Below are 23,004 nucleotides of genomic sequence, written 5' to 3' on the forward strand. Positions count from 1 at the left end.
CGGAGAAACGAGCCATGTCACGTGAAGTTGTTGTAGTCAGCGGTGTACGCACCGCCATTGGTACCTATGGCGGCAGCCTGAAGGATATTTCCCCCACCGAACTGGCCGCGCAGGTTGTGCGCGAATCACTGGCGCGCGCCGGCGTCGAGGGGAGCGACGTGGGCCATGTGGTGTTTGGCCATGTGGTCAATACCGAGCCCAAAGACATGTACCTGTCGCGCGTCGCCGCCATCAACGGCGGCTGCGCCGAGGGTACGCCGGCGTTCAATGTCAACCGCCTGTGCGGCTCCGGCCTGCAGGCCATCATTTCGGCCAGCCAGTCCATTTTGCTGGGCGATACCGACGTGGCCATCGGCGGCGGCGCCGAGAACATGAGCCGCGGCCCCTATGCCAGCCTGTCGGCGCGCTGGGGCGCCCGCATGGGTGACAGCACGATGGTCGACATGGTGGTGGGCGCGCTGCACGACCCCTTCCAGAAAATTCACATGGGCGTGACCGCCGAGAACATCGCCGCCAAGTGGGGCATCAGCCGTGAAGAGCAGGACGCGATTGCCGTCGAAAGCCACAACCGCGCCCAGCGCGCCACCGAGGCCGGTTACTTCAAGGACCAGATCGTCCCCGTCATGCTGAAAAGCAAAAAGGGCGAGGTGGCCTACGTCACCGACGAGCATTTCCGTGCCGGCTGCACGCTGGCCGACATGGCCAAGCTCAAACCGGTGTTCATCAAGGAAAACGGCACCGTCACCGCCGGCAACGCCTCCGGCATCAACGACGCGGCCGCCGCCGTGGTGCTGATGGAAGCCGGCACCGCCAAGGCCCGCGGCGCCAAGCCGCTGGCCCGCCTGGTGGCCTACGCCCACGCCGGCGTGGACCCCCAGTACATGGGCATTGGCCCGGTGCCCGCCACGCGACTGGCGCTGAAAAAGGCCGGCCTCACGGTGAACGACCTGGACGTGATCGAGGCCAACGAAGCCTTTGCCGCCCAGGCCTGCGCCGTCACGCGCGAGCTGGGGCTGGACCCGGCCAAGGTCAACCCCAACGGCTCGGGCATCTCGCTGGGCCACCCGATTGGCGCCACCGGCGCGCTGATCACGGTGAAAGCCCTGTACGAGCTGCAGCGCATCGGGGGCCGCTACGCGCTGGTAACGATGTGCATAGGCGGCGGTCAGGGCATTGCGGCGATTTTTGAGCGGATGTAAGGGCGGTGGGCGCGTCCGTGCCAGCTGAGAAATCGAACCCATGAGGCAACAACCCGATCCATGGGGCGAACTTTTTCTGACAAACCGACTTGATTTCAGCCCGCGCAGGCCGTTTCGAGCCAGGTCGTCTACAAGGCCTGATGCCCCATGACGTGACTGAAATTCCCCCATTGATTACAGAGACCCATCATGTTCCGAACCCTGCTCAAATCCAAGATCCACCGCGTCGCGGTAACCCACTGCGAGTTGCATTACGAAGGCTCCTGCGCCATCGATGAAGACCTGCTCGACGCGGCCAACATCGCCGAGAACGAGCAAATCCATATCTGGAACATCAACAACGGCGAGCGCTTTGTCACCTATGCGATCAAGGGGGAGCGCGGCTCCGGCATGATTTCGGTCAACGGCTCGGCCGCACGCCGCGCCGCTGCCGGTGATCTGATCATCATCGCGGCCTTTGCCCAGGTGCACAACGACCAGGTGAGCGCACATGAACCCCAACTGGTGTTTGTGGACGACAAGAACCGCCAGACCGAGTTGCGCCACAAGGTGCCAACCCAACGCATGTGATGCCGCACCCCGGCGGCCTACCCGCCACCACCCTGGCCCAGCGCGTGCCGGCAACGCTGGACGATGTGCTGACCCAAACCGCAGGCTTCTCCGATGCTGATCGACCACTTGAACCGTCAACAGCTTGAGCGCGAGGCCCAAGGGCTACAGCGCCAGCGCCGGATCGCCGAGTCCCCGTGCGCGCCGCGCCAGTGGGTCAGCCAGGACGGCCAGCCGGCGCGCGAAATGCTGGCGTTTTGCAGCAACGACTACCTGGGCCTGGCCAATCACCCGGCCCTGGTCGAGGCGCTGGCGGAAGGTGCGCGGCAATTTGGCGCGGGCAGCGGCGCCTCGCACCTGATCAGCGGTCACTCACGCGCCCATGCCGCGCTGGAGGGCGACTTGGCCGCCTGGCTGGCACCCAGCATTCCCAATGCCGCGGCGCTGTACTTCTGCACCGGCTACCTGGCCAACCTGGCCTTGCTCACCGCGCTGGGCGACGCCAGCGCCACGATCTTCGCCGACAAGCTCAACCATGCGTCGCTGATTGACGGTGCGCTGCTGGCCAAGGCGACTATGCAGCGCTATGCGCACCGCAATCTGACGGTGCTGGCCAGCCAGCTCGAAAGTTGCACGACGCCCATCAAGCTGATCGTGACCGATGCGGTCTTCAGCATGGACGGCGATCTGGCCGACCTGCCGGCGCTGCTGGCGCTGGCGGAGCGTTTTGACGCCTGGCTGATCGTGGATGACGCCCATGGCTTTGGCGTGCTCGGTGATCAGGGGCGGGGCAGCCTGTCGCATTTTGGCCTGCGCAGCGAACGGCTGATCTACATGGGCACCCTGGGCAAAGCGGCGGGCCTGGGCGGCGCTTTTGTCGCGGCCCACCCGAGCATCATCGACTGGCTGGTGCAGGCCGCCCGCCCCTACATCTACACCACCGCCGCCCCACCCGCCGTGGCCCATGCCTTGCGCGAAAGCCTGCGCCTCATCAGCAGCGCCGAGGGCGAGCAGCGGCGCGCGCATCTGCAGCAACTGATCATCCAGCTGCGCACGCAGCTATCCGCCCTGATCGGCGCGCACCCGACCCTGGGTTGGCGGCTGGCGGACTCCAGCACCGCGATTCAGCCACTGATCGTGGGCGACAACGCCGCCGCCCTGGCCCTGATGGCGGCACTCGATGCGCAAGGTCTGTGGGTGCCGGCCATCCGTCCGCCCACGGTGCCGGTGGGCACGGCCCGGCTGCGCATCACGCTCAGCGCCACTCATAGCGCCGCGGATGTGCAGCGCCTGGTCGATGGCCTGGCCTGCGCAGCCCGGGAGTTGCCATGACAACACTGCCTCCGTTACACGGCGGTTTCGTCACTCGCCGCGTGGCGGCCCATCTGGACAATACGGCCCTCAGAAGCGTGTTTTCATGGCTATCCCTTTTTTCTCTTCCCTCTTCACCTGAGAAATGCACTCATGATGAGCATTGCCACGATTCCCGTTTCGTCCCTGCGTCGCGCGCCCGCGCCCACCACCGCGCCGCAGGCACCGCTTCGCTGGCAGGTCGAAGACATAGCCGCCCTGTACGAACTGCCGTTCATGGACTTGCTGTTTCGCGCCCAGCAGGTGCACCGCGAACACTTTGACGCCAACGAAGTGCAGCTGTCCACACTGCTGTCCATCAAGACCGGCGGCTGCGCCGAAGACTGCGGCTACTGCCCGCAGTCGACCCATTTCGAGACCGAGGTGAAAGCCAGCAAGCTGATGCCACTGGCCGAGGTCATCGAGGCAGCCCGGGCCGCCAAAGACCAGGGCGCCACCCGCTTTTGCATGGGCGCGGCCTGGCGCAGCCCGAAAGAGCGCGACATGGAGCGCGTGACCGAGATAGTGCGCGAGGTCCGCTCGCTGGGCCTGGAGACCTGCATGACCTTGGGCATGCTGCAGGCCGAGCAGGCCCAGGCCCTGAAGGACGCCGGGCTGGACTACTACAACCACAACCTGGACAGCGCGCCCGAGTTTTATGGCGACATCATCAGTACCCGCACCTACCAGGACCGGCTCGACACCCTGGGCCATGTGCGCCAGGCCGGCATCAACGTCTGCTGCGGTGGCATCGTCGGCATGGGCGAAAGCCGGCTGCAGCGCGCCGGGCTGATTGCGCAGCTGGCCAACCTGAGCCCCTACCCGGAGTCGGTGCCCATCAACAACCTGGTCCCGGTGGCAGGCACGCCGCTGGCCAACACCGCGCCGCTGGACCCGTTCGAGTTCGTGCGCACCATCGCCGTGGCCCGCATCACCATGCCGCTGACCATGGTCCGCCTGTCGGCCGGTCGCGAGCAGATGGATGAAGCCCTGCAGGCGCTGTGCTTCGCGGCGGGCGCCAATTCGATTTTTTATGGCGACAAGCTGCTCACGACCAGCAACCCGCAAGCCGATCGCGACCGCCAGCTGTTTGAGCGCCTGGGACTAAAAACCCAGGGCGCTCGCCCCGCAGCGCAACAGGCGCAGTAGACATGAACGCAGACCTGAGGCCGCCAGCGCCGGCGTACCCCATCATTGATGCCGCGTTCCTGGCCAACCCTTACCCGACTTACGACGCCCTGCGGGAGGCCGGCGCTATCCACTGGAGCGAGGAGTTTTTTGGCGGTGCCTGGCTGGTGACACGCCATGCCGATGTCGAACTGGTGCTGCGCGACCCGCGCTTTTCTGCGCAGCGCACGGGCGCCTGGGTCAAGGACCGCGAAGAAACTTCGGGTGAACTGAGCGGCTTTCAACAGCTGTTTGCCCGCGCCTTGCTGTTTCTCGACGCACCGGACCACCCGCGCATCCGCAAGGTGCTGCATGCGGGCTTTCGGATGGATGTGCTTCAGCGGCTGGTGCCGCACATTGAGCAGGCTGTCACTGAACTGCTCGACCAGGGGGAGGGCGCTGACTGCTTCGATTTCATCGAGACGGTCGCCCGGCCGCTGCCGGTGCGGGTGATCACGCGGCTGCTGGGCATCGAGAACCTCCAGTACGATGACTTCATGGCCTGGTCGGAGGATCTTGCCAGCTTCATCGGCGCACCGCAGCCCACGCGGGGGCAGGCGCGCCGGGCCCAGGTGAGCCTGTTGGCCATGAGCCGCTACTTCGAGACCCTGCTGGAACAAAAACGCCAGACGCCAGGCGACGATCTGACCAGCCGCCTGGCGCAGGCCGAGGCCAGGGGCGAGATCCAGGGTGGCGCCGAGCTGCTCGCACAGTGCGCCATGCTGCTGTTTGCCGGCTTTGAGACCACGCGCCATTTGCTGGGAAGCGGCTTGCAGGCATTGCTGGCGCATCCCGACCAATGGCAGCGTCTGCAGCAAGCCCCCGAACTGCTGCCTGGCGCGGTGCGCGAGCTGCTACGTTTTGACAGCCCGGTGCAGTACACGGGACGGCGCGTGAGCACCGATCTGGTTTTGCACGGCCAGCAACTGCGTCGCGGTGACCTGGTCGTGCCCCTGATTGGCGCCGCCAACCGGGACCCAAGGCGCTATGCGCAGCCAGACGTTCTCGACATCACTCGGCGCGACGGCAGTTCGCTCTCATTCGGTTCGGGCCCGCACGTTTGCATTGGCGCGGCGCTCACGCTGATGGAGGCCGAGATCGTCTTCCAGCAACTGCTGCGACGCTGGCCGGAACTCAGTCTGGTCGATGCCACGCCGCGCAGGATCACCAACCCGCTTTACCGCGGGTTGGTGACGCTGCCGCTGCGGTGCAGGGCGCCCGCTTAACCAGCGGCACTCAAACCAGCATGGCGCCGTTTGCAATTTCTATGCTGTCAACCACTACTCAAGCAGCCGGGCCGGGCCGCGCCGCTCGATAGGGAATACGACGGAAAGGCTGGGAAGTGGGCTCGGTCGATTTTGACTGGATCATGGGCAGGTTGCGAGCGAAATTCCTTTAAAGCCGATCGACAAACACCGGACAGTCAGACGCGTGGTGCTGAGTACGCGCTGAAGACTGACTCCAGACATTCGGGGCGGCCGACAGCAGTCGTTCAACGTGGAGCTAACCGGCCGCCGGAGGCCGAAGGCCGGAGGGAACCCAACAGCGCAGCTGTTGGGCGGTCCGCGTTGAGCGTAGGGTTAGACATTGGCATTGGATAAGACTTCCACAGCCTCGACCTCGACACGCGAACAACGCAATATTCCACCGAACCCCCAGATTGACTCAATTGCAACACGGAGGTTGGCAGATTCGTCTGTTGTGACTGGAGTAACCACTATGGCGTCAATTACGTTTTGGTGATTGAACCCGGAAAACTCAAAATCGCATGCCCCGGTAAACAGAAAGTGGATGAGCACGCTTGCAGAAAGAACCTGAGCATACTGTGCTGTACCTTCGCCTACGGTTGTGTAATTGCGTACATGAACCGTCATACGAAAGATGGAGTAACCGCACTTGACTGGGAGTGCGCGCTCGGCCGCAAACGAAATTACCTCGGCGTCGTGAAACGTTGGCCAATAACCCAACGTTTCTACGACCTTGCTTGTGCCGATAATGTGCTCGATAGGCTGCATGAAATGTCTAACGTTGGAGTAGACCGGCACGCAGCGGCATTGCGCCGCGAGGCGTACGCTCGCCAGCACGCTTCGCGGCGCAATGCCGCTGCGTGTCCGTGTCGAACGACCTGTTAGCCTGCGTGCTTCGGCTCACGCCGCTACCTTCCCAAAACGAAGTCCAACGCCTGCTCGCCAGGAGGGACGCGCCCGTTGTAGAACTCCGTAAAGCTACACCGACGGCAGATGACGGCGGTGTACTTGGCGCTCTCGACTCCAAACACCGAGCCCAAAAGGCTGCGAGCGGTGCGGATCGCCTGGACCTCAAACTCACCGTTTCCGCACTTCATGCACCTGTACTTCGCCGTTGGCGACCGTGACTCCAGCTCTTTCTCCAAGAGCGGGGTCACGTGCAGATAGTGCCCGGGATTCACCTTGCTGAGGCGGAGATGTTCCGAAAGCTCGCTGTGACTGAGGCGAGGAATCGCTTCGGCGTCGGGCACAGACCAAGAGTGGTTGGACATTGTTCGCGCAGGCTAACGAATAGCGTTTATCTGCCGCGAGGCGATGCAAGAGATGCAAGCGATGTTCATACGCGGCAGATAAACCTTGTTGGACTGAACCGGCGTCCAGGATGGCCGCCGGTGGACGGCATAGGGGGTTACTCAAGCGCCCCCGGCCGATTCACTCAAATTATGGCGCAGGCCCGGAGCGTTTCAAGTCTCTTTTTCTGTGACGGATGACCCAACCCTGCACCGCTGCCTGGCCGGCGGCATCGGCAATGTGCTTTGGTCGGCCCCCTTGCAGATGCCGTCCTTTGTCGCCCACAGCGCTGCCCCGAACACCAAGCAAAGTGCCCTGTAAATCCCCCCCCAGAACCCATCCGCCCGGCATGTCACGGTGGCCCTCTGCAATCTACCTGCCCCGTGCGACTGGGCGCTGGCAGCGACTGCTGTCCCTGTAGTCCTGCCGTGACGCGCATGCGCCCCAGCTTGCAACACGGGCACAGCAGCACGTCCAGCTGGGCCACCCGCGCCATGAAGTCCTTCGCCGACTCGGCCGCTTCTCGGTTACGCGCAGGCATCTGCAGCGCCTGGCGTGCAGCCTCCAGCTTGACCCCTTTGCAGCTGGCAGCCAGCACCCCGTAATGCCGGATGCGCTTGACCCCGGTGGGCAGCACATGCAGCAGGAAGCGGCGCACAAACTCCGCACCCGGCAGGCGTAGCAGATGTTTGCCGCCCTTGTCATCGGCACGCACCGTGAACGCCACCGCGTCAGGAGTCACGGCGCGGATGCGCGCGTTGCTGATCGCCGTGCGATGCGTGTAGCGGCTCAAGTACTCCAGCACCTGGGCCGGGCCGCCCAGCGGCGTCTTGGCATACACCACCCAGTGGTGGCGGTACAGCTGCCGGTGCCGCTCGTTCCAATCGGTGGCGTTGCCTTGCGGATCGTGTTCGATCAGGTTGTCGCAATGCGCCGCCGCCAGCGCCGCCAGGAACTTGCCGCGAAACACCGTGGACAGTGCATGCACCGGGAACAGGAAGTCGGGCTGGCGTACGGGTGTAGCCCATTGCCCCGCGCCTTCTGGGTCCAGTACCCCGCAGGCCATCACCGCATGCACGTGGATGTGCCGGCGCAAATCCTGCGTCCAGGTGTGCAGCACCAAGCTGAAGGCCGGCGTGCCGTCTACGCGGCCCATCCATCGGGGGTTGGCAGCAAATTCGCTCAGGGTCTGTGCCGTGCAACGAAACAGCGTATCGATCACCCAGCGCGGATGGGCCCCGTACAAACCGTTCAGGCTGTGCGGCAAAGTAAACACCAGGTGCGCATACGGCACCGGCAGTACTTCGGCCAGCCGCCCCTGCAGCCAGGCATCTTTGGCCCGGCTGCCGCACTGCGGGCAGTGGCGGTTGCGACAGGAGTGGTATTGCCAGTGGCTGTGGCCGCAGGCATCACAGGCCAGTTGCTGACCTCCCAGTGCTGCGGTACGGCAGGCAACAATGCCCCGCCACGCTTTGGCTTGCGGGGTCGAGAGGGAATGGGTTGCCAGATACGCCGCGCCATGCTGGCGCAGCGCATCGGCCAAGGTGGCCATGGCGGGGGTGGCTCAATCTCAGAACAGGCGCAGCGCGGCCAGCAAGTCCAGTGGATCGAGTTCTTTGGGTGGTCGAAACTGGGGGCTGATCAGGTGCAGATAGCGTCCCGTGGTGGCGATGTGGCCGTGGCCCAGCAGTTTTTGGATGGTGAAGAGGTCCACGCCGCCTTCGAGCAAATGGGTCGCAAAGCAGTGGCGCAGGGTGTGGATGCCTCCGCTCTTGGTGATGAGCGCGTGCGCTCGGGCCGCGTGGTAGGCGCGCTGGGCGATCTCGATATTCATGGGCTGGGTACCGCTGGCGTTGGCAAACAGCCAGGTGGTGGGTCGGTAGTTGCGCACATACGCACGCAGCAGATCAAGGAGCGTGGGACTCAAAATGCTATAGCGCCCCTTGCCGCCTTTGCCGCAGGCCACGCGGATGCACATGCGGTCGGGCGCGCTGTCGATGTCGCTCACCCGCAGCGCACAGGCCTCAGACACGCGCAAGCCACTGGCATAGATGGTTTGTAGCAGCATGCGCCGCTTGGGGTGGGTGCAGGCTACCAGCAGGCGCGAGATCTCCTCGCGCGCAAGCAGTTCGGGTTGTTTGGCGGGCACTTTGGCAAACGGAACATGGAAGTGTTCGCGCCCGTGCCCCAGCACGGTTTGGAACAGGAACTGTGCCGCGCAAGCGGCCTGGTTCATGCTGCTGTAGGAGAGTTGCTCATCTTTGACCATGTGCAGCAGGTAGGCTTGAACCTCTTGTGGCGTGTACAGCGCCGGATCGCGTCGGTAGTACTTGGCCATGCGCCGGATGGCGCGGATGTAGCTCTCCTGGGTGCGTGCGGCAAAGCCGCGCTGCACCATGGCATCGATCATGCGCTGACGTAGTTCTGTCATGAGGTTTCTCCTTGAAGGCCGGGGAACATTCCCCGCCCCGAAGGCTTGTCCTCAACCCTCTCCCGCGCAAGCAGCCCACCAATGCAAAACGCGGTGGCGGGCTCAAGGACCACACCACCGCGTCAGCGGTTTAGTTCAACGTAATGTATACCGCAAGGTGCTGCGGTATAACGTGGCGACTTCAACTGCAAAACCTGGCATTTAGGCTTGTCTCATTTGAATAGTTTGCTCCATTAAAGATAGCGACAAACCCGGCAACTTGCAAGAAATGGCGCGACCCACATTTGGAGCGATTCTCGACCAAACGTTGTGATGTGAACATCCCCTATTTGAGGGGGGCGGCCGAAAGACCGCTCTCGCTGCAAAGCGGGTGCTCGTCGCGCTCCAAAGCTGCCCTTGAAGCTGCCAGGCCGATCATTTGTCGCATTGGCCAGAGGTCATTTGAACTATTTTTTTGTAATTTTGACCATCACGATTCGTGAACATCAGGCCATCGAATTAGTTGATCACACTCACTGATGCGCAAAATCTGTAGGGGTGATCATGCGTATCAGTTGCGGCACGTATTTCTCGCGGGGGCTGCGGACGCACTCAGCCGCAGATACGAGCAGTCAGTACAAAATCCCGTACTGATGGCTACATGGTGGCTACATGACCCGAAAAAAGCAAAAGCCCGCTATCAAAACGATAGCGGGCTTTCCTTGTGGATATTGGTGCCGGAGAGATGAATCGAACACCCGACCTTCTCATTACGAATGAGCTGCTCTACCGACTGAGCTACACCGGCGTGGTATGAATTACAGCCCGCAATTATAGCCCGGAGTGGTAGCCGGTCACCCGCTCTACCTCATTTTTGGACCCGAGGATGACGCTGACCCGCTCGTGCAGCTTGCCGGGCTGGATGTCCAGAATGCGCTGTTTGCCGTTGGTGGCGGAGCCGCCGGCCTGCTCGACGATCCAGCCCATGGGGTTGGCTTCGTACATCAGGCGCAGTTTGCCGGCCTTTTCGGGCTCGCGTTTGTCCCAGGGGTACATGAAGATGCCGCCGCGGCTCAGGATGCGGTGTACGTCGGCCACCATGGAGGCAACCCAACGCATGTTGAAGTCCTTGCCGCGCGGGCCTTCGGTGCCCTGCAGGCATTCGTCGATGTAGCGCTTCACCGGCGCATCCCAGTGGCGCATGTTGCTCATGTTGATGGCGAATTCCTTGGTGTCTTCGGGGATGCGCACGTTTTCCTCGATGAGCACAAAGGAGCCCTGCTCGCGGTCGAGGGTGAACATGGCCACGCCGTCGCCCACGGTCAGCACCAGCGTGGTTTGGGGGCCATAGACGCAGTAGCCGGCGGCCACCTGTTTGTTGCCCGGCTGCAAAAAGTCTTTTTCTTCAACGCCGGCATGGTCGTCGGGCTTTTTGAGCACGCTGAAGATGGTGCCGATGCTGACATTCACGTCGATGTTGCTGGAGCCGTCGAGCGGGTCGAACAGCAACAGGTATTCACCTTGCGGATAACGGTTGGGCACCAGGTAGATGCTGTCCATTTCTTCCGAGGCCATGGCGGCCAGGTGGCCACCCCATTCGTTGGCTTCGATCAGCACTTCGTTGGCGATGATGTCGAGCTTTTTCTGGACTTCGCCCTGCACGTTTTCACTGCCGGCCGTGCCGAGCACGCCGCCCAGTGCGCCTTTGTTGACGGACTGGCTGATGCCTTTGCAGGCGCGGGCCACCACTTCAAGCAGCAGCCGCAACTGGGCAGGAATGTGACCTTCCCTGCGTTGCTGCTCAACCAGGTAGCGGGTGAGGGAAATTCTTTGAGACATGGTGTACTCCTGTGGTGTGGGACGTTAATCGCGTTAGTCCCGTTAATCGGCCAGTGCGCGCGTGACGACTTCGAGCGTGTCCTTGCTCAGGTCCGTCTTGGCCGCCACCCGGGCAATCGCTTCGCGGGCTGCGCTGCGGTAAGGCTCGGCCAGTTTGCTCCAGCGGTCGAGCGCACGTGCCAGGCGGGCTGCCACCTGGGGATTGATGGCGTCGAGCTCCATCACGCGGTCGCTCCAGAACACGTAGCCGGCGGCATCCGTGCGATGAAAGGCCGCCGGGTTGGCCTGGCAGTAGGTGCTGATGACGCTGCGGGCGCGGTTGGGGTTGCGCAGGCTGAAATCGGGGTGCTTCATGAGCTGCCTGACGGCCGGCAGGACATTGCCGCTGCGGTCGGGGGCGCCGGCCTGCAGGCCAAACCATTTGTCGATGACCAGTGCCTCGTCCTTGAACATGGCATGGAACTTCGCCAGCGCCTGAGCGGCCAGCGGGTGGCCGCTGGACACCAGGGCGGATAGCGCGTTGAAGCGGTCGGTCATGTTGCCTGCATCCTTGAAGCGCTGCAGCGTTTTGCCGGGCCACACGGTGTCTCCGGTGGTCATCGCGGCCAGGCAGAGCTGGGACAGGGCCATGCCCGCCAGCGCACGGCGGCCTGAAGAGGTGGGGTCGGGTGTGTAGGCGCCTGTGCCCTGGTTGGCTTCGTAGACCTGCTGCCAGTCGCCGGCCAGTGCCACGGCAAGTTGCTGGCGCATGGCCTCGCGCACGGCGTGAATGCGCTGCGGGTCGACCACATCGAGCTGCTCGGCGAGGTAGGTTTCGGAGGGCAGGGTGAGCACCAGTTCCTTGAATGCGGCATCCAGCCTGGGGTGGTGCAGCACGCTGCGCATGGCCTGCACATAGGCCTCATCGAGCGGCGCAGCATCCACGGGATAGGCGACGGCAGCGATTGATTTGATAGCGCGCCTGACGGCCAGCCGCTGGCCGGCTTCCCAGCGGTTGAACGGGTCGCTGTCGTGGGCCAGCAGGTGCAGCAGCTGGGCGTCGGTGTAGTCGAACTCCAGCACCACCGGGGCGGTGAAGCCGCGCAGGATGGACGGCACGGGCTCGGCATCGACATTCACAAAGGTCAGCGTTTCGCTGGCTTGCGTGAGCACCACGGTGCGCGACGTCCCCGCTGCGGCAGTTTCGTGGGCCAGTTGCAGGGGCAGGTCGGCTCCGTCTGCGCCCAGCAGGCCCAGGCCCACGGGAATGACGAACGGCTCCTTGACCGCCTGGCCGGCGGTGGGTGCGCAGCTTTGGGCGAGCGTCAGGGTGTAGGTGCGGGCGGCTGCGTCATGCACGCCCTGGGCATGCACGCGCGGCGTGCCGGCCTGGCTGTACCAGCGCTTGAACTGCGGCAGCAGGCGTGCCAGGTCCGAGCCGGGGTTGGCATCGGCAATGGCTTGCGCAAAGTCGTCACACGTGACAGCTTTGCCGTCGTGCCGCTCGAAGTACAGGGTCATGCCTCTGGCAAAGCCTTCGCGGCCAACCAGGGTCTGCATCATGCGCACGACCTCGGCGCCTTTTTCGTAAATGGTGACGGTGTAGAAGTTGCTGATCTCGATATAGCTGTCGGGCCGCACCGGATGGGCCATCGGGCCCGCGTCTTCCGGGAACTGGGCAGTGCGCAGCACACGCACGTCTTCAATGCGCTTGACGGCGCGGGCCGACGCCTCGCCGCACAGGTCCTGCGAGAACTCCTGGTCGCGGAATACGGTCAGGCCTTCCTTGAGGCTGAGCTGGAACCAGTCGCGGCAGGTGATGCGGTTGCCGGTCCAGTTGTGGAAGTACTCGTGGCCCACCACGCTTTCGATGTTCGAATAATCGGTGTCGGTGGCCGTCGCCTGATTCGCCAGCACGTACTTGGTGTTGAAGATATTCAGGCCCTTGTTTTCCATGGCGCCCATGTTGAAGTCGCTGGTGGCCACGATCATGAACCGCTCCAGGTCCAGCGGCAGGCCGAAGCGGGCTTCGTCCCAGGCCACCGAGTGCATCAGCGAGTTCATCGCATGCTCGGTCTTGTCGAGGTCGCCGGGGCGCACATAGACCTGCAGCGTGTGTTCCTTGCCGGCGCGCGAGGTGATGCGCTGCTCGCGGCTGACCAGCTGGCCGGCCACCAGCGCAAACAGGTAGCTCGGCTTTTTGTGCGGGTCCACCCATTTGGCGAAATGGCGCGGGCCGTTGGGGCCGTTTTCCAGCATGCCTTGTTCCACCAGATTGCCGTTGGACAACAGCACGGGGTACAGGGCCTTGTCGGCGCGCAGCGTGACGCTGTAGCTCGCCATCACATCAGGGCGGTCCAGGAAGTAGGTGATGCGCCTGAAGCCTTCGGCCTCGCACTGTGTGAAGAACGAGTCGTTGCTGACGTAGAGACCCATCAGCTTGGTGTTTTTGGCGGGGCAGGTGGTGGTGAAGATTTCCAGCTCGAAGTCGTCGGGCAGGTTGTCCAGCACCAGCCGGTTGCCTTCCATCCTGAACGAGGTGCCTTGCCCGTTGACCAGCACGCGGGCGAGATTCAGCTCTTCGCCGTCGAGCTTCAGGGGCTGGGTCGGCACATCCGGGTTGCGGCGCAGCTTCATCTTGTTGAGCACGCGCGTTTTGGCCGGGTCGAGGTCAAAACACAGGTCGACGGTGTCAATCCAGTAAGCGGGCGCGACGTAGTCGGCGCGGTTAACTACCACGGCGGGCATCTGTCCGTTTTCTCTGTCATCTGGCATTTGCAGCATGTCGGGTTCCTGAAAAAATGGTTTGTTGTTGGTGATGAACGTCGGCGGCCGTCGTCAGACGCCCTGCTTCAGGGAAGCCTCGATAAACGGGTCGAGGTCGCCGTCAAGCACCTTTTGCGTGGCCGAGGTTTCGTAGTTGGTGCGCAGGTCCTTGATGCGGCTCTGGTCGAGCACATAGCTGCGGATCTGGTGGCCCCAGCCCACGTCGGTCTTGCTGTCTTCGAGCTTTTGCTGCTCGGCCTGGCGTTTGCGCATCTCGTGGTCATACAGGCGCGAGCGCAGGCGCTTCCACGCCACATCGCGGTTGCTGTGCTGCGAACGGCCGTCCTGGCATTGCACCACGATACCGGTCGGGATGTGCGTCAAACGCACGGCCGAATCGGTCTTGTTGATGTGCTGGCCGCCGGCGCCGCTGGCGCGGAAGGTGTCGGTGCGCACATCCGATGGGTTGATGTCGATCTCGATCGAGTCATCAATCTCGGGGTAGACAAACACCGAGGCAAACGAGGTGTGGCGCCCGCCGGAGGAGTCAAACGGTGACTTGCGGACCAGGCGGTGCACGCCGGTTTCGGTGCGCAGCAGGCCAAAAGCGTATTCGCCCTCGATCTTGATGGTGGCGCCCTTGATGCCGGCCGTGTCGCCCGCGGTTTCATCTTCAATGGTGGTCTTGAAGCCCTTGCGCTCGGCGTACTTGAGGTACTGGCGCAGCAGCATGCTGGCCCAGTCACAGGCTTCGGTGCCGCCGGCGCCGGCCTGAATGTCCAGAAAGCAGGGCAGCGGATCGGCCGGGTTGTTGAACATCCGGCGGAATTCCATCTTTTCGACTTCGGTGGCCACCTTGCCGGCTTCGTCTTCAATGGCCAGCATGCCGGCTTCGTCGCCTTCGCCCTTGGACATCTCGAACAACTCGGTGTTGTCGGCCAACTCCTGCGTGAGCCGGTCGATGACATGCACCACGTCTTCAAGCGATTTCTTTTCCCGGCCTAGTTCCTGTGCGCGCTTGGGGTTGTCCCAGACCTTGGGGTCTTCGAGCGCGGCGTTGACTTCGTTCAGTTTTCGTTCTTTGGCAGGGTAGTCAAAGATACCCCCGAAGTTCGTTTACCCGGTTGCTCAGGTCTGCGAGCTGGTTGCCGATGATGTTAATGCGTTCTGCGTCCATGAGTGTTCAATCCTGAAGGGTAGGGGTCGTTTGGCCATTTTTGGCCATTTGGCGGTCTGGCGAATGATCTGGCGATTTATGCCAATTAACCTGTGATTTTCTCACGAGGATAGCCCCCACGCTCCAATACGGTTCAGTTAGCACACCGCATGCAGCGCCGATCATCTCCTTCCCCGCTGGGGGAAGGCCGGGATGGGGGCTCACGGCGTGGGCGTCGGGCCGCCGTGTTGACCTGGTCGCCGCTGGCCCCCACCCCAACCCTCCCCCGGAAGGGGAGGGAGCTTACGGGCCCTTGACTGAACCGTGCGGCCCTTAACCCAGGAAATCCTCGATCCGCCTGGCCAGCTGCTCGGGCTGGTCATGGTGCAGCATGTGGCCCGCATCCTGAACCACGGCGACCTGCGCTTGGGGTATCTGCTTGAGCCTTTCGTGGTATTGCGCCAGGGTGTAGGAGCCCTTCCACCAGGTCGCCAGGGAGTCGTCAGACGCCTCAACGGACAGCGTGGGCGCGCTGATCTGCCGGTAGATCTCCAGCGCTTCGTCCAGCCGGTACAGGTGCGCGCTGGTGATCTTGTGCGCGGCATCGCCCAGAATTCGCCATTTGCCGCTGGCGTCGGGGCGGGCCCAATGGTTGGCCAGCCAGTGGGCCTTGTCGGACGAGAGCCGGGGGTTGGTCCTCATGAGCCGGCGCGCCACGCCGTCCACGTCGTTGTAGGCCTTCAGGTCGAGTTCGCCCCGGTGCAGGCTTTTGAGCTCGTCCATCCATTTCGCATAGCGCGCGGGGGCCTGGCTGGGTTTGCTGGCCGGCAGGCCAAACCCTTCGAGGTTGACGAGCTTGCGAATGCGTGCCGGCCGCACGCCGGCGTAGAGCATGGCTACATTGCCGCCCATGCTGTGCCCCACCAGGTCCACCGCCTGGCCGGCCGCATAGTGGTCCAGCAGGAAGTCCAGGTCGGCCAGGTAGTCGGCGAACCAATAGGTGTCAGCGGCCCCCACGCTTTTCACTTCGTGTAATGCGCTTCCCCCCGAGGGGGCTAATTTTCCTTGGGGCGGCCCGGCGGAAAATTGGGCGTCCCCCACGTGGCGCTGCTCGGCGCTGCAAGTCAGGCCAAAGCCGCGCCAGTCAGGCGCAATAATCGTGCGGCCCTGCGCAAACGCGTCTGACAAGGCATCGACCATGAACTGCCAGGAGGCCGCGACGTCCATCCAGCCATGCACCAGCACCAGGGGCGGGCGGGTGGAGGCGGAGGCGGGGCCAGCTGCGGCCGGCCAGACCTGGACGTGGTAGCTGAGCCCGCGTATAGGGACAAACTCGCTGCGGGAAGAACGTTTTTCTTTGTACATTGGGTCCTCATCATAAGGAGGCCCGAGTTGAAACGCAGTCAAAACAGGGACAAGCCCGCGGGAGGGCCGTCGGGCCCGGCGGCAGACCACTACGCAGCCATGCACAGCGGTTTTCGCTGGCAGGTCCCTGAGCACTTCAACATCGCCGAGGCCTGCTGTGGTCGCTGGGCCCGGGATGGGGGCGACGGGCGGGATGCTGCAAAAAGAATAGCCATACGCGAGCATCAAACCGGAGCTCGCACCACTTTGTATACCTATCGGGCGCTGCAGCAGGCGGCTGACGCGCTGAGCCACGTGCTGGCCGGCCTGGGCGTGCAGCGCGGCGACCGCGTCGCCATCGTGATGCCGCAGCGCTTTGAAACCGCGGTGGCCTACATGGCAATCTTCCAGATGGGGGCAGTGGCCATGCCGCTGTCCATGCTGTTTGGCCCTGAAGCGCTGGAGTTTCGTTTACACGACAGCGAGGCCGTGGTCGCCATCTGCGATGAAAGCGCCATCGCCAGCATCAGGGCAGTCAGGCCGCAATGCCCGGCGCTGCGCACCGTGGTCGCAGCCGGCGCCGCAAAAGGCCAGGGCGATATTGACTACGAGACCGCGCTGGCGGCGCAGCAACAGGCCTTCACCGCCGTCAGGACAAAGGCAGAAGACGCGGCCATCCTGATCTACACCAGCGGCACCACCGGCCCGCCCAAGGGCGCGCTGCTGCCGCACCGCGCGCTGATCGGCAACCTGCCGGGTTTTGTTTGCAGCCAGAACTGGTTCGGATTTGATGGCAAGGCCAACGCGGGGACGGACGCCGTCTTCTGGAGCCCGGCAGACTGGGCCTGGACCGGTGGCCTGATGGATGCCTTGCTGCCCACCCTGTATTTCGGCCGCCCCATCGTCGCGTTCAACGGCCGCTTCAGCCCGGAGTTGGCGTTCACGCTGATGGCCGGGCAGGGCGTGACGCATACCTTTTTGTTTCCCACCGCACTCAAGGCCATGATGAAGGCCTACCCGCGGCCGCGCGAGCATTTCCAGTTGAAACTGCAGGCCATGATGAGCGCGGGCGAAGCGGTGGGCGATGCCGTGTTTGCTTACTGCCAGGAGCAACTGGGCGTGACGGTCAACGAAATGTTCGGCCAGACCGAAATCAATTACGTGGTGGGCAATTGCAGCAGCCTGTGGCCAGCCCGGCCGGGCAGCATGGGTAAGGGCTACCCTGGCCACCGCGTGGCGGTGATTGATGATGAGGGTCAGGAATGCGCGGTCGGCGTGCCCGGCGATGTTGCGGTGAACCGTTACGACATCCATGGCGATCCCGACCCGATTTTCTTTCTGGGCTACTGGAAGAAGGACGCTGCGACACAGGCCAAGTTCACCGGCGACTGGTGCCGCACCGGCGACCTGGCCCGCCGTGACGCCGAGGGCTACCTCTGGTACGAGGGCCGGGCCGACGATGTCTTCAAGGCGGCCGGCTACCGCATCGGCCCCGGTGAAATCGAGAACTGCCTGGTCAAGCATCCGGCGGTGGCCAATGCGGCGGTGGTGCCCAAGCCGGACCGGGAACGGGGCGCCGTGGTGAAAGCCTATGTGGTGCTTGCTCCTGATTTCATGGCTGATCGTTCAGGGTTTCCAGGAGGCGCGGACCAATTCGATCTGGAAATGACTGCGACACTGCAGGCCCACGTGAAAACCATGCTGGCGCCGTATGAGTACCCGAAGGAAATCGAATTCATTGACGCCCTGCCGATGACAACCACCGGCAAGGTGCAACGGCGCGTGTTGCGGCTCCGTGAGGAAGAGCGCTTCAGGGCGTCGCCAGCGCCGCGGTGATCGGGCACAAAAAAAAGCACCCGGGTCGAGTGCTTTTTCCAGCAGGCGCCGCGGATCTGGCTACGCCAGGCCGCAGGCGCCGTCCCCTGCAAGAGGAGAAGGCGCTACACGAAGTGAGCGCCGACAGGGGTGTGTCTGTTATCGCCCAGCGACCTGCTCGGCCACATAGATCTCGACACGGCGGTTCTTGTCGCGGCCTTGCTGCGTGTTGTTGTCGGCAACCGGCTCGCGTGAACCGCGGCCATCGGTTGCGATGCGGGTGCGGGCCACGCCGCGGCTCACCAGGTAATCGCGGGCTGCATTGGCGCGGTCTACGGACAGCGGGTTGTTGATCGCATCCGAACCGGTGCTGTCGGTGTGGCCGATGATGGTCACCGTGGTGACCTGGTTCTGGTTCAGGCTGGTGGCAAACTGGTTCAGGATAGGCGCGAAGTTGGGCTTGATGGCGGCGCGGCCCACGTCAAACGACACGTCGCTGGGAATGTCCAGCTTCAGGCGGTTGTCGGGGGTCTGGCTTACCGCCACACCGGTGCCGGCGGTAGCGCGCTCCATGGCCGCTTTCTGTTCCTGCATTTTCTTGGACCAGATATAGCCGCCACCCGCACCGACGGCGCCGCCCAGCACTGCACCGGTGGCAGCTCCTTTTGAGCCACCGGTTGCCGCGCCCAGCACCGCGCCGGCCAAGGCGCCAATGCCCGCGCCCTTGGCCGTATCCTGCTGGGTTTCGCTCATGTTGGCGCAACCGGAGAGGCCGCCAATGGCGAGTGCTGCGGATGTCAGGGCTGTGATGGCCAGTTTGTTCATGTTCATGTTTATGTTCATCGAAAAGCTCCTCATGGAAATTGATTGGCTTGGCAGCGCGGCAAAGCGCTGGCAGGCAGATGGTACGCCCAGCGAAAGGTGACGATTTGTAAGACAAGCGCGCGACTTCGGCACGGGCGGATAGGCCTTGAAGCCTTAAACTAGCCGTTTTTCGAGTGCTGTCATCGCAGACCAGATGATGGCTTCGCGCTCCCGGTAACCGGGGGCCTTCCTCATTCTTCAGCTGAAATTTTCATGAATAAAGTTCAACTCGGCGCCAGCGATCTGCAGGTCACCCCCATTTGCATGGGCACCATGACGTTTGGCGAACAGGTGGATGAAGTCACGGCGCACGCCATCCTGGACCGGTCTTTTGAGCGCGGTGTCAATTTTCTCGACACGGCGGAAATGTACTCGGTGCCGGCACGGGCTGAAACCTTTGGCGCCACTGAAACCATCATTGGCAGCTGGTTCGCCAAAAATCCCGCAGCCCGCAGCAAGCTGGTGCTGGCCACCAAGGTGGCGGGGCCGGCGCGCGGCATGTCCTGGATTCGCGAGGGCAGCCCGGATCTGACCGCGGCGGATATCACGCAGGCGTGCAACAACAGCCTGAAGCGCCTGAAGACCGATGTGATTGACCTCTACCAGATTCACTGGCCGGCCCGCCATGTGCCGGCCTTCGGCATGCTGTATTTCGAGCCGGCCAAGGACCAGGCGGTGACGTCCATCCACCAGCAGCTGGAGGCGCTCGGCGGCCTCGTCAAGGCGGGCAAGGTGCGCGCCATCGGCCTGTCCAATGAAACCCCTTACGGCGTGCACGAGTTCGTGCGCCTGGCCGAGCAGCATGGCCTGCCGCGTGTGGCGACGGTGCAGAACCCCTTCTGCCTGGTCAACCGCACCGTGGAAAACGGCCTGGACGAAACCATGCATCGCCTCGGTGTTTCGCTGCTGGCTTATTCACCGCTGGCCTTTGGCCTGCTGACTGGCAAATACGACGAGTCGGGCACGGAAGGCCCGCGGGCGCCGAAAGACGCGCGCATTGGCAAGTTCGAGTCGGTGCGCAAGCAGCGCTGGGGCCGCCCGGAGGCCCTTGCAGCTGCGCGGCGCTACAACGCGCTGGCGCGCGCGCATGGCCTGACGCCTGCGCAACTGGCGCTGGCCTTTTGCTACACCAAGTGGCAGGTCGCCAGCACCATCATCGGCGTGACCACTGTGGCACAACTCGACGAAGACCTGGATGCCTTTGGGACCACACTTTCCCCGGAGGTATTGGCCGAGATTGACACTATCCGCTGGGAACTCCGGGATCCGGCGCAGTGAGCTCCACACATGTTTCAGCGCCTGTGATCCGCGAATTGCAAGTTCGAGCCGTGGAACCGGCTTTGCCGGGCCACAGGCGGGCGGCCCCCGAGGGGCTGGAGCCTGCGGCTCCAAAGCTGCTTGAGCAGCTTTGGACAGGCGACAGAGGCGAAGCGTCTCGCGAGCCGCGGCCTGCAAGGCCTCGGGAGCTACACGGAGTGAGCGACCGTGGGGGCTAAGAATCACGTCAGCGAAACGCCAGCCACCCAGATGCTCAAGGCCCATCATGTGGCTTTCACCGAGCATCCCTACGACTACGTGGAGCACGGCGGGGCGCAGCACAGTGCCGAGGTGCTGGACCTGGACCCCTTCACCGTGGTCAAGACGCTGGTCATGCAGGACCAGGACGGCAAGCCCCTGCTGGTGCTGATGCATGGCAACCGCAAGGTCTCGACCAAAAATCTTGCGCGCCAGATCGGCGCCAAATCGGTCGAGCCCTGCAAGCCTGAAGTGGCGAATCGCCACAGCGGCTACCTGGTGGGCGGTACCTCACCCTTCGGAACGCGAAAGCCCATGCCTGTCTACATCGAGGAAACCATTCTGGCTTTGCCGCGGATCGCCATCAACGGGGGCCGGCGCGGTTATCTGGTCGGCATCGATCCGCAGGTGTGCGTTACGCTGCTGGGTGCAAAATCGGTGCAGTGCGCACTTAGCGAATAGCCAGACAAATAACCAGACAAATAGCTAGACGAATAACAAGGGGAGAAGACATTGGTTTATGCATACTCACTCGGCGCAACGCTTGCGGCCTACCTGCTCGGCTCGCTGTCTTTTGCGGTCATTGTCAGCAAGGTGATGGGCTTGCACGATCCCCGCAGCTACGGCAGCAAAAATCCGGGTGCAACCAACGTGCTGCGTTCAGGCAACAAGGTGGCGGCGGTGGCCACCTTGCTGCTTGATGGCTTGAAGGGCTGGCTGCCCGTGATGCTGGTCCGGTGGCTGGGTCGCGACTATGGCCTGGGCGACGGCACCGTAGCGGCCGTAGGCTTTGCGGCTTTTATTGGCCATCTGTACCCGGTGTTTTTCCACTTCAAGGGCGGCAAGGGCGTGGCCACGGCTGCGGGCGTGCTGCTTGGCATCAGCTGGGTGCTGGGTTTGGCAACCCTGCTGACCTGGGTGATCGTGGCGTATTTCTCGCGCTATTCCTCGCTGGCGTCCCTGGTTGCCGCAGTCTTTGCGCCCCTGTATTACCTCTTTGGTGACCGGGCCGCGTGGTACGTGGACAAAGGCATCCTGGTCGCCATGTTCGCCATCAGCGCGCTGCTGGTGTATCGCCACCGCGAGAACATCAACAAGCTGCTGAAGGGCACCGAGTCCAAGCTGGGCTCCTCGGGCAAGACGGCGCGATAGCACCGCAACTGCGCCGGTGCGTGAATGCCGGCGGGTTGTGTGTGGACAGGTCTAGTACCGCTTGTCCAGCGTCATCTGGTTGTTTTCCCGCCTCATCTGAAAGCGCGTCAGAAAACTGTTGCCCAACAGCAGGAAGGGCATGGGTTCGGGTGTTACCACAGCCGCCACGTCGTACACCTCCACGTCGCCGATGCGTACCGAGTTGAGCTGGATGCGAAAGCCCTGCGTGTTGCCGTTGGCGGTGGAGATGCGCACCGGCTGCCCGTTCTTGTAGTTGATGCCCGCACGGTCGGCATCGGCGACGCTCATCGCAATACTGGTGGCACCGGTATCAACCATGAATTGCACGGCGCGGCCATTGATCTGCCCGGCGGTCATGAAGTGGCCGCCTCCGCTTTCCGTCAGGATGATGCGGGTGCCCCGGCCCGCCGAGGCGCCGCTGCCGCCCGTGCTCACCGGTGCGTCACCCACCCGCAGGGTGTGGCGTTTGCCGGATTGCTCAATGACGGCCTGGTCGCCTGAGGTGGAAATGACCTTGACCCCCTGGTGGGTCTCACCCGCCGCCACAGACTTTGGCGTGCTGCCATCAACCACCAGCAGGGCCTTGCTGCCCATCATGCCGGCCAGCGCCACCGACTGGGCATAAGCCGCGCCGTGCAGCAGTGTGAACGCCGTCAGCAACCCTGCTACAACGGAAATACGCGAGGAGGGCAAAGTGCGCCGCGCCGGGCCGCCCCAAGCAAGCACAGCCCCCTTTTCTTGTGAAAGGGGCAGCGCAGTACGCAAAGCGACAAGCGTGGGGGCCATGTTTAATCCCTGAAATTATCAAAGCTCAGTGGAAGATCTTTCATGTCCGCCCGGATTAGCGCCATGGCAGCTTGCAGGTCGTCGCGCTTGGCGCCCGTGACACGGACTTTGCCTTCCTGGATGGCAGCCTGCACCTTCATCTTGCTGCCTTTGATGAGTTGCTGGATTTTCTTGGCCTGCTCGGTTTCGATGCCGTCACGTACCTTGGTCACCTGCTTGACCTTGTCGCCACCAATTTTTTCGATCTTGCCGACGTCCAGAAAGCGGATGTCGACACCGGCCTTGGTGAGCTTGTTGCGCAGAACGTCGTTGATCTGGTCGATCTGGAAATCACTATCGCCCACCAGCGTGATGTCCTTGTCCTTCAGTTCGATCGAGGCGGCGGTGCCCTTGAAGTCAAAGCGGGTTCCGATTTCCTTGCTGGTGTTTTCAACGGCGTTCTTGACCTTGACCATATCGGTTTCTAAAACGGTATCAAAGGAGGGCATGATGCGGGTCTTTGCTGGAAGTAAGAGAAAAGGACAGGTGAAAAAGGGGGGCGTAGAGGGCGGTAAA

Annotated in this window: 20 protein-coding genes and 1 tRNA gene; 9 read left to right on the forward strand and 12 right to left on the reverse strand. The window is 63.1% G+C overall.

Features of this window, described 5'->3' with window-relative positions:
• The first annotated feature begins 14 nt into the window (after nucleotides 1–14).
• From bktB to BPRO_RS07850, 5 genes are all read left to right on the forward strand, one after another.
• Complete coding sequence (gene bktB / locus BPRO_RS07830; RefSeq protein ID WP_011482515.1) at nucleotides 15–1,199, forward strand: beta-ketothiolase BktB; 1,185 nt, start codon at nucleotides 15–17, stop codon at nucleotides 1,197–1,199.
• A 189-nt stretch (nucleotides 1,200–1,388) separates the two neighbouring features.
• A complete protein-coding gene (gene panD / locus BPRO_RS07835) occupies nucleotides 1,389–1,769 on the forward strand; it encodes an aspartate 1-decarboxylase (RefSeq protein ID WP_011482516.1) in 381 nt (126 codons plus the stop codon).
• A gap of 93 nt (nucleotides 1,770–1,862) precedes the next feature.
• Entirely contained in the window at nucleotides 1,863–3,080 is a 1,218-nt protein-coding gene (gene bioF / locus BPRO_RS07840) for an 8-amino-7-oxononanoate synthase (protein WP_011482517.1), read from the forward strand.
• A gap of 132 nt (nucleotides 3,081–3,212) precedes the next feature.
• The gene (gene bioB, locus BPRO_RS07845) at nucleotides 3,213–4,247 is read left to right on the forward strand and encodes a biotin synthase BioB (protein WP_011482518.1); all 1,035 of its coding nucleotides are present in this window, start codon (nucleotides 3,213–3,215) and stop codon (nucleotides 4,245–4,247) included.
• 2 nt (nucleotides 4,248–4,249) lie between these two features.
• Entirely contained in the window at nucleotides 4,250–5,491 is a 1,242-nt protein-coding gene (locus BPRO_RS07850; protein ID WP_011482519.1) for a cytochrome P450, read from the forward strand.
• Between the two features lie 354 nt (nucleotides 5,492–5,845).
• On the opposite strand, the gene BPRO_RS07855 is transcribed toward BPRO_RS07850, so the two are convergent.
• The 9 genes from BPRO_RS07855 to BPRO_RS07895 form a co-directional block, all read right to left on the reverse strand.
• Nucleotides 5,846–6,280: an immunity 50 family protein gene (locus tag BPRO_RS07855; RefSeq protein WP_041388554.1), complete on the reverse strand. Its 435-nt coding sequence runs from the start codon at nucleotides 6,278–6,280 to the stop codon at nucleotides 5,846–5,848.
• Between the two features lie 140 nt (nucleotides 6,281–6,420).
• Nucleotides 6,421–6,783: a zinc ribbon domain-containing protein gene (locus BPRO_RS30890; protein WP_041388556.1), complete on the reverse strand. Its 363-nt coding sequence runs from the start codon at nucleotides 6,781–6,783 to the stop codon at nucleotides 6,421–6,423.
• A 371-nt stretch (nucleotides 6,784–7,154) separates the two neighbouring features.
• Entirely contained in the window at nucleotides 7,155–8,354 is a 1,200-nt protein-coding gene (locus BPRO_RS07865; RefSeq protein WP_011482522.1) for an IS91 family transposase, read from the reverse strand.
• Between the two features lie 18 nt (nucleotides 8,355–8,372).
• Nucleotides 8,373–9,233 (reverse strand): tyrosine-type recombinase/integrase, encoded by an 861-nt coding sequence (locus BPRO_RS07870; RefSeq protein ID WP_011482523.1) that lies wholly within the window; start codon nucleotides 9,231–9,233, stop codon nucleotides 8,373–8,375.
• 711 nt (nucleotides 9,234–9,944) lie between these two features.
• Nucleotides 9,945–10,020 (reverse strand) — tRNA-Thr (locus BPRO_RS07875).
• Between the two features lie 23 nt (nucleotides 10,021–10,043).
• Entirely contained in the window at nucleotides 10,044–11,051 is a 1,008-nt protein-coding gene (locus BPRO_RS07880; RefSeq protein WP_011482524.1) for a class 1 fructose-bisphosphatase, read from the reverse strand.
• 42 nt (nucleotides 11,052–11,093) lie between these two features.
• On the reverse strand, nucleotides 11,094–13,814 hold the full coding sequence (gene pepN / locus BPRO_RS07885; protein ID WP_011482525.1) for an aminopeptidase N: 2,721 nt from the start codon (nucleotides 13,812–13,814) through the stop codon (nucleotides 11,094–11,096).
• A 54-nt stretch (nucleotides 13,815–13,868) separates the two neighbouring features.
• Nucleotides 13,869–14,973, reverse strand: a protein-coding gene (gene prfB / locus BPRO_RS07890; protein ID WP_157045755.1) for a peptide chain release factor 2 whose coding sequence is annotated in 2 segments (ribosomal slippage) — nucleotides 13,869–14,891 and nucleotides 14,893–14,973 — 1,104 coding nt in all. Because the reading frame shifts where the segments join, the coding sequence is not laid out codon by codon here.
• 312 nt (nucleotides 14,974–15,285) lie between these two features.
• On the reverse strand, nucleotides 15,286–16,317 hold the full coding sequence (locus BPRO_RS07895) for an alpha/beta fold hydrolase (RefSeq protein ID WP_011482526.1): 1,032 nt from the start codon (nucleotides 16,315–16,317) through the stop codon (nucleotides 15,286–15,288).
• 99 nt (nucleotides 16,318–16,416) lie between these two features.
• Here BPRO_RS07895 and BPRO_RS07900 point away from each other — a divergent pair, with 99 nt between their 5' ends.
• Nucleotides 16,417–18,132: an acyl-CoA synthetase gene (locus BPRO_RS07900; RefSeq protein ID WP_011482527.1), complete on the forward strand. Its 1,716-nt coding sequence runs from the start codon at nucleotides 16,417–16,419 to the stop codon at nucleotides 18,130–18,132.
• Between the two features lie 138 nt (nucleotides 18,133–18,270).
• Here the strand turns inward: BPRO_RS07900 and BPRO_RS07905 are convergent, their stop codons facing one another.
• Nucleotides 18,271–18,936: an OmpA family protein gene (locus BPRO_RS07905; RefSeq protein WP_041389417.1), complete on the reverse strand. Its 666-nt coding sequence runs from the start codon at nucleotides 18,934–18,936 to the stop codon at nucleotides 18,271–18,273.
• 252 nt (nucleotides 18,937–19,188) lie between these two features.
• Here BPRO_RS07905 and BPRO_RS07910 point away from each other — a divergent pair, with 252 nt between their 5' ends.
• The 3 genes from BPRO_RS07910 to plsY all read left to right on the forward strand — a co-directional run bounded on the left by BPRO_RS07910 (nucleotide 19,189) and on the right by plsY (nucleotide 21,642).
• Entirely contained in the window at nucleotides 19,189–20,253 is a 1,065-nt protein-coding gene (locus BPRO_RS07910; protein WP_011482529.1) for an aldo/keto reductase, read from the forward strand.
• Between the two features lie 207 nt (nucleotides 20,254–20,460).
• Nucleotides 20,461–20,952, forward strand: a complete 492-nt coding sequence (locus BPRO_RS07915) for an aminoacyl-tRNA deacylase (RefSeq protein ID WP_011482530.1) — start codon at nucleotides 20,461–20,463, stop codon at nucleotides 20,950–20,952.
• A gap of 51 nt (nucleotides 20,953–21,003) precedes the next feature.
• Nucleotides 21,004–21,642 (forward strand): glycerol-3-phosphate 1-O-acyltransferase PlsY, encoded by a 639-nt coding sequence (gene plsY, locus BPRO_RS07920; protein WP_011482531.1) that lies wholly within the window; start codon nucleotides 21,004–21,006, stop codon nucleotides 21,640–21,642.
• A 51-nt stretch (nucleotides 21,643–21,693) separates the two neighbouring features.
• Here plsY and BPRO_RS07925 read toward each other — a convergent pair whose 3' ends face one another.
• Nucleotides 21,694–22,356 (reverse strand): retropepsin-like aspartic protease family protein, encoded by a 663-nt coding sequence (locus BPRO_RS07925; protein WP_011482532.1) that lies wholly within the window; start codon nucleotides 22,354–22,356, stop codon nucleotides 21,694–21,696.
• Nucleotides 22,357–22,451: 95 nt separating this feature from the next.
• Entirely contained in the window at nucleotides 22,452–22,937 is a 486-nt protein-coding gene (locus tag BPRO_RS07930) for a YajQ family cyclic di-GMP-binding protein (RefSeq protein ID WP_011482533.1), read from the reverse strand.
• Nucleotides 22,938–23,004: the final 67 nt, after the last annotated feature.

Origin of the sequence: Polaromonas sp. JS666 (assembly GCF_000013865.1) — a bacterium.
In the GTDB taxonomy this organism is placed as follows: Bacteria; Pseudomonadota; Gammaproteobacteria; order Burkholderiales; family Burkholderiaceae_C; genus Polaromonas.

What these genes read in the sequence shown, in the direction of transcription:
- bktB (WP_011482515.1), top strand. Translation starts at nt 15, where the DNA reads ATGTCACGTGAAGTTGTTGTAGTCAGCGGTGTACGCACCGCCATTGGT.
- panD (WP_011482516.1), top strand. Translation starts at nt 1,389, where the DNA reads ATGTTCCGAACCCTGCTCAAATCCAAGATCCACCGCGTCGCGGTAACC.
- bioF (WP_011482517.1), top strand. Translation starts at nt 1,863, where the DNA reads ATGCTGATCGACCACTTGAACCGTCAACAGCTTGAGCGCGAGGCCCAA.
- bioB (WP_011482518.1), top strand. Translation starts at nt 3,213, where the DNA reads ATGATGAGCATTGCCACGATTCCCGTTTCGTCCCTGCGTCGCGCGCCC.
- BPRO_RS07850 (WP_011482519.1), top strand. Translation starts at nt 4,250, where the DNA reads ATGAACGCAGACCTGAGGCCGCCAGCGCCGGCGTACCCCATCATTGAT.
- BPRO_RS07855 (WP_041388554.1), bottom strand. Translation starts at nt 6,280, where the DNA reads ATGCAGCCTATCGAGCACATTATCGGCACAAGCAAGGTCGTAGAAACG.
- BPRO_RS30890 (WP_041388556.1), bottom strand. Translation starts at nt 6,783, where the DNA reads ATGTCCAACCACTCTTGGTCTGTGCCCGACGCCGAAGCGATTCCTCGC.
- BPRO_RS07865 (WP_011482522.1), bottom strand. Translation starts at nt 8,354, where the DNA reads ATGGCCACCTTGGCCGATGCGCTGCGCCAGCATGGCGCGGCGTATCTG.
- BPRO_RS07870 (WP_011482523.1), bottom strand. Translation starts at nt 9,233, where the DNA reads ATGACAGAACTACGTCAGCGCATGATCGATGCCATGGTGCAGCGCGGC.
- BPRO_RS07880 (WP_011482524.1), bottom strand. Translation starts at nt 11,051, where the DNA reads ATGTCTCAAAGAATTTCCCTCACCCGCTACCTGGTTGAGCAGCAACGC.
- pepN (WP_011482525.1), bottom strand. Translation starts at nt 13,814, where the DNA reads ATGCTGCAAATGCCAGATGACAGAGAAAACGGACAGATGCCCGCCGTG.
- BPRO_RS07895 (WP_011482526.1), bottom strand. Translation starts at nt 16,317, where the DNA reads ATGTACAAAGAAAAACGTTCTTCCCGCAGCGAGTTTGTCCCTATACGC.
- BPRO_RS07900 (WP_011482527.1), top strand. Translation starts at nt 16,417, where the DNA reads ATGCACAGCGGTTTTCGCTGGCAGGTCCCTGAGCACTTCAACATCGCC.
- BPRO_RS07905 (WP_041389417.1), bottom strand. Translation starts at nt 18,936, where the DNA reads ATGAACAAACTGGCCATCACAGCCCTGACATCCGCAGCACTCGCCATT.
- BPRO_RS07910 (WP_011482529.1), top strand. Translation starts at nt 19,189, where the DNA reads ATGAATAAAGTTCAACTCGGCGCCAGCGATCTGCAGGTCACCCCCATT.
- BPRO_RS07930 (WP_011482533.1), bottom strand. Translation starts at nt 22,937, where the DNA reads ATGCCCTCCTTTGATACCGTTTTAGAAACCGATATGGTCAAGGTCAAG.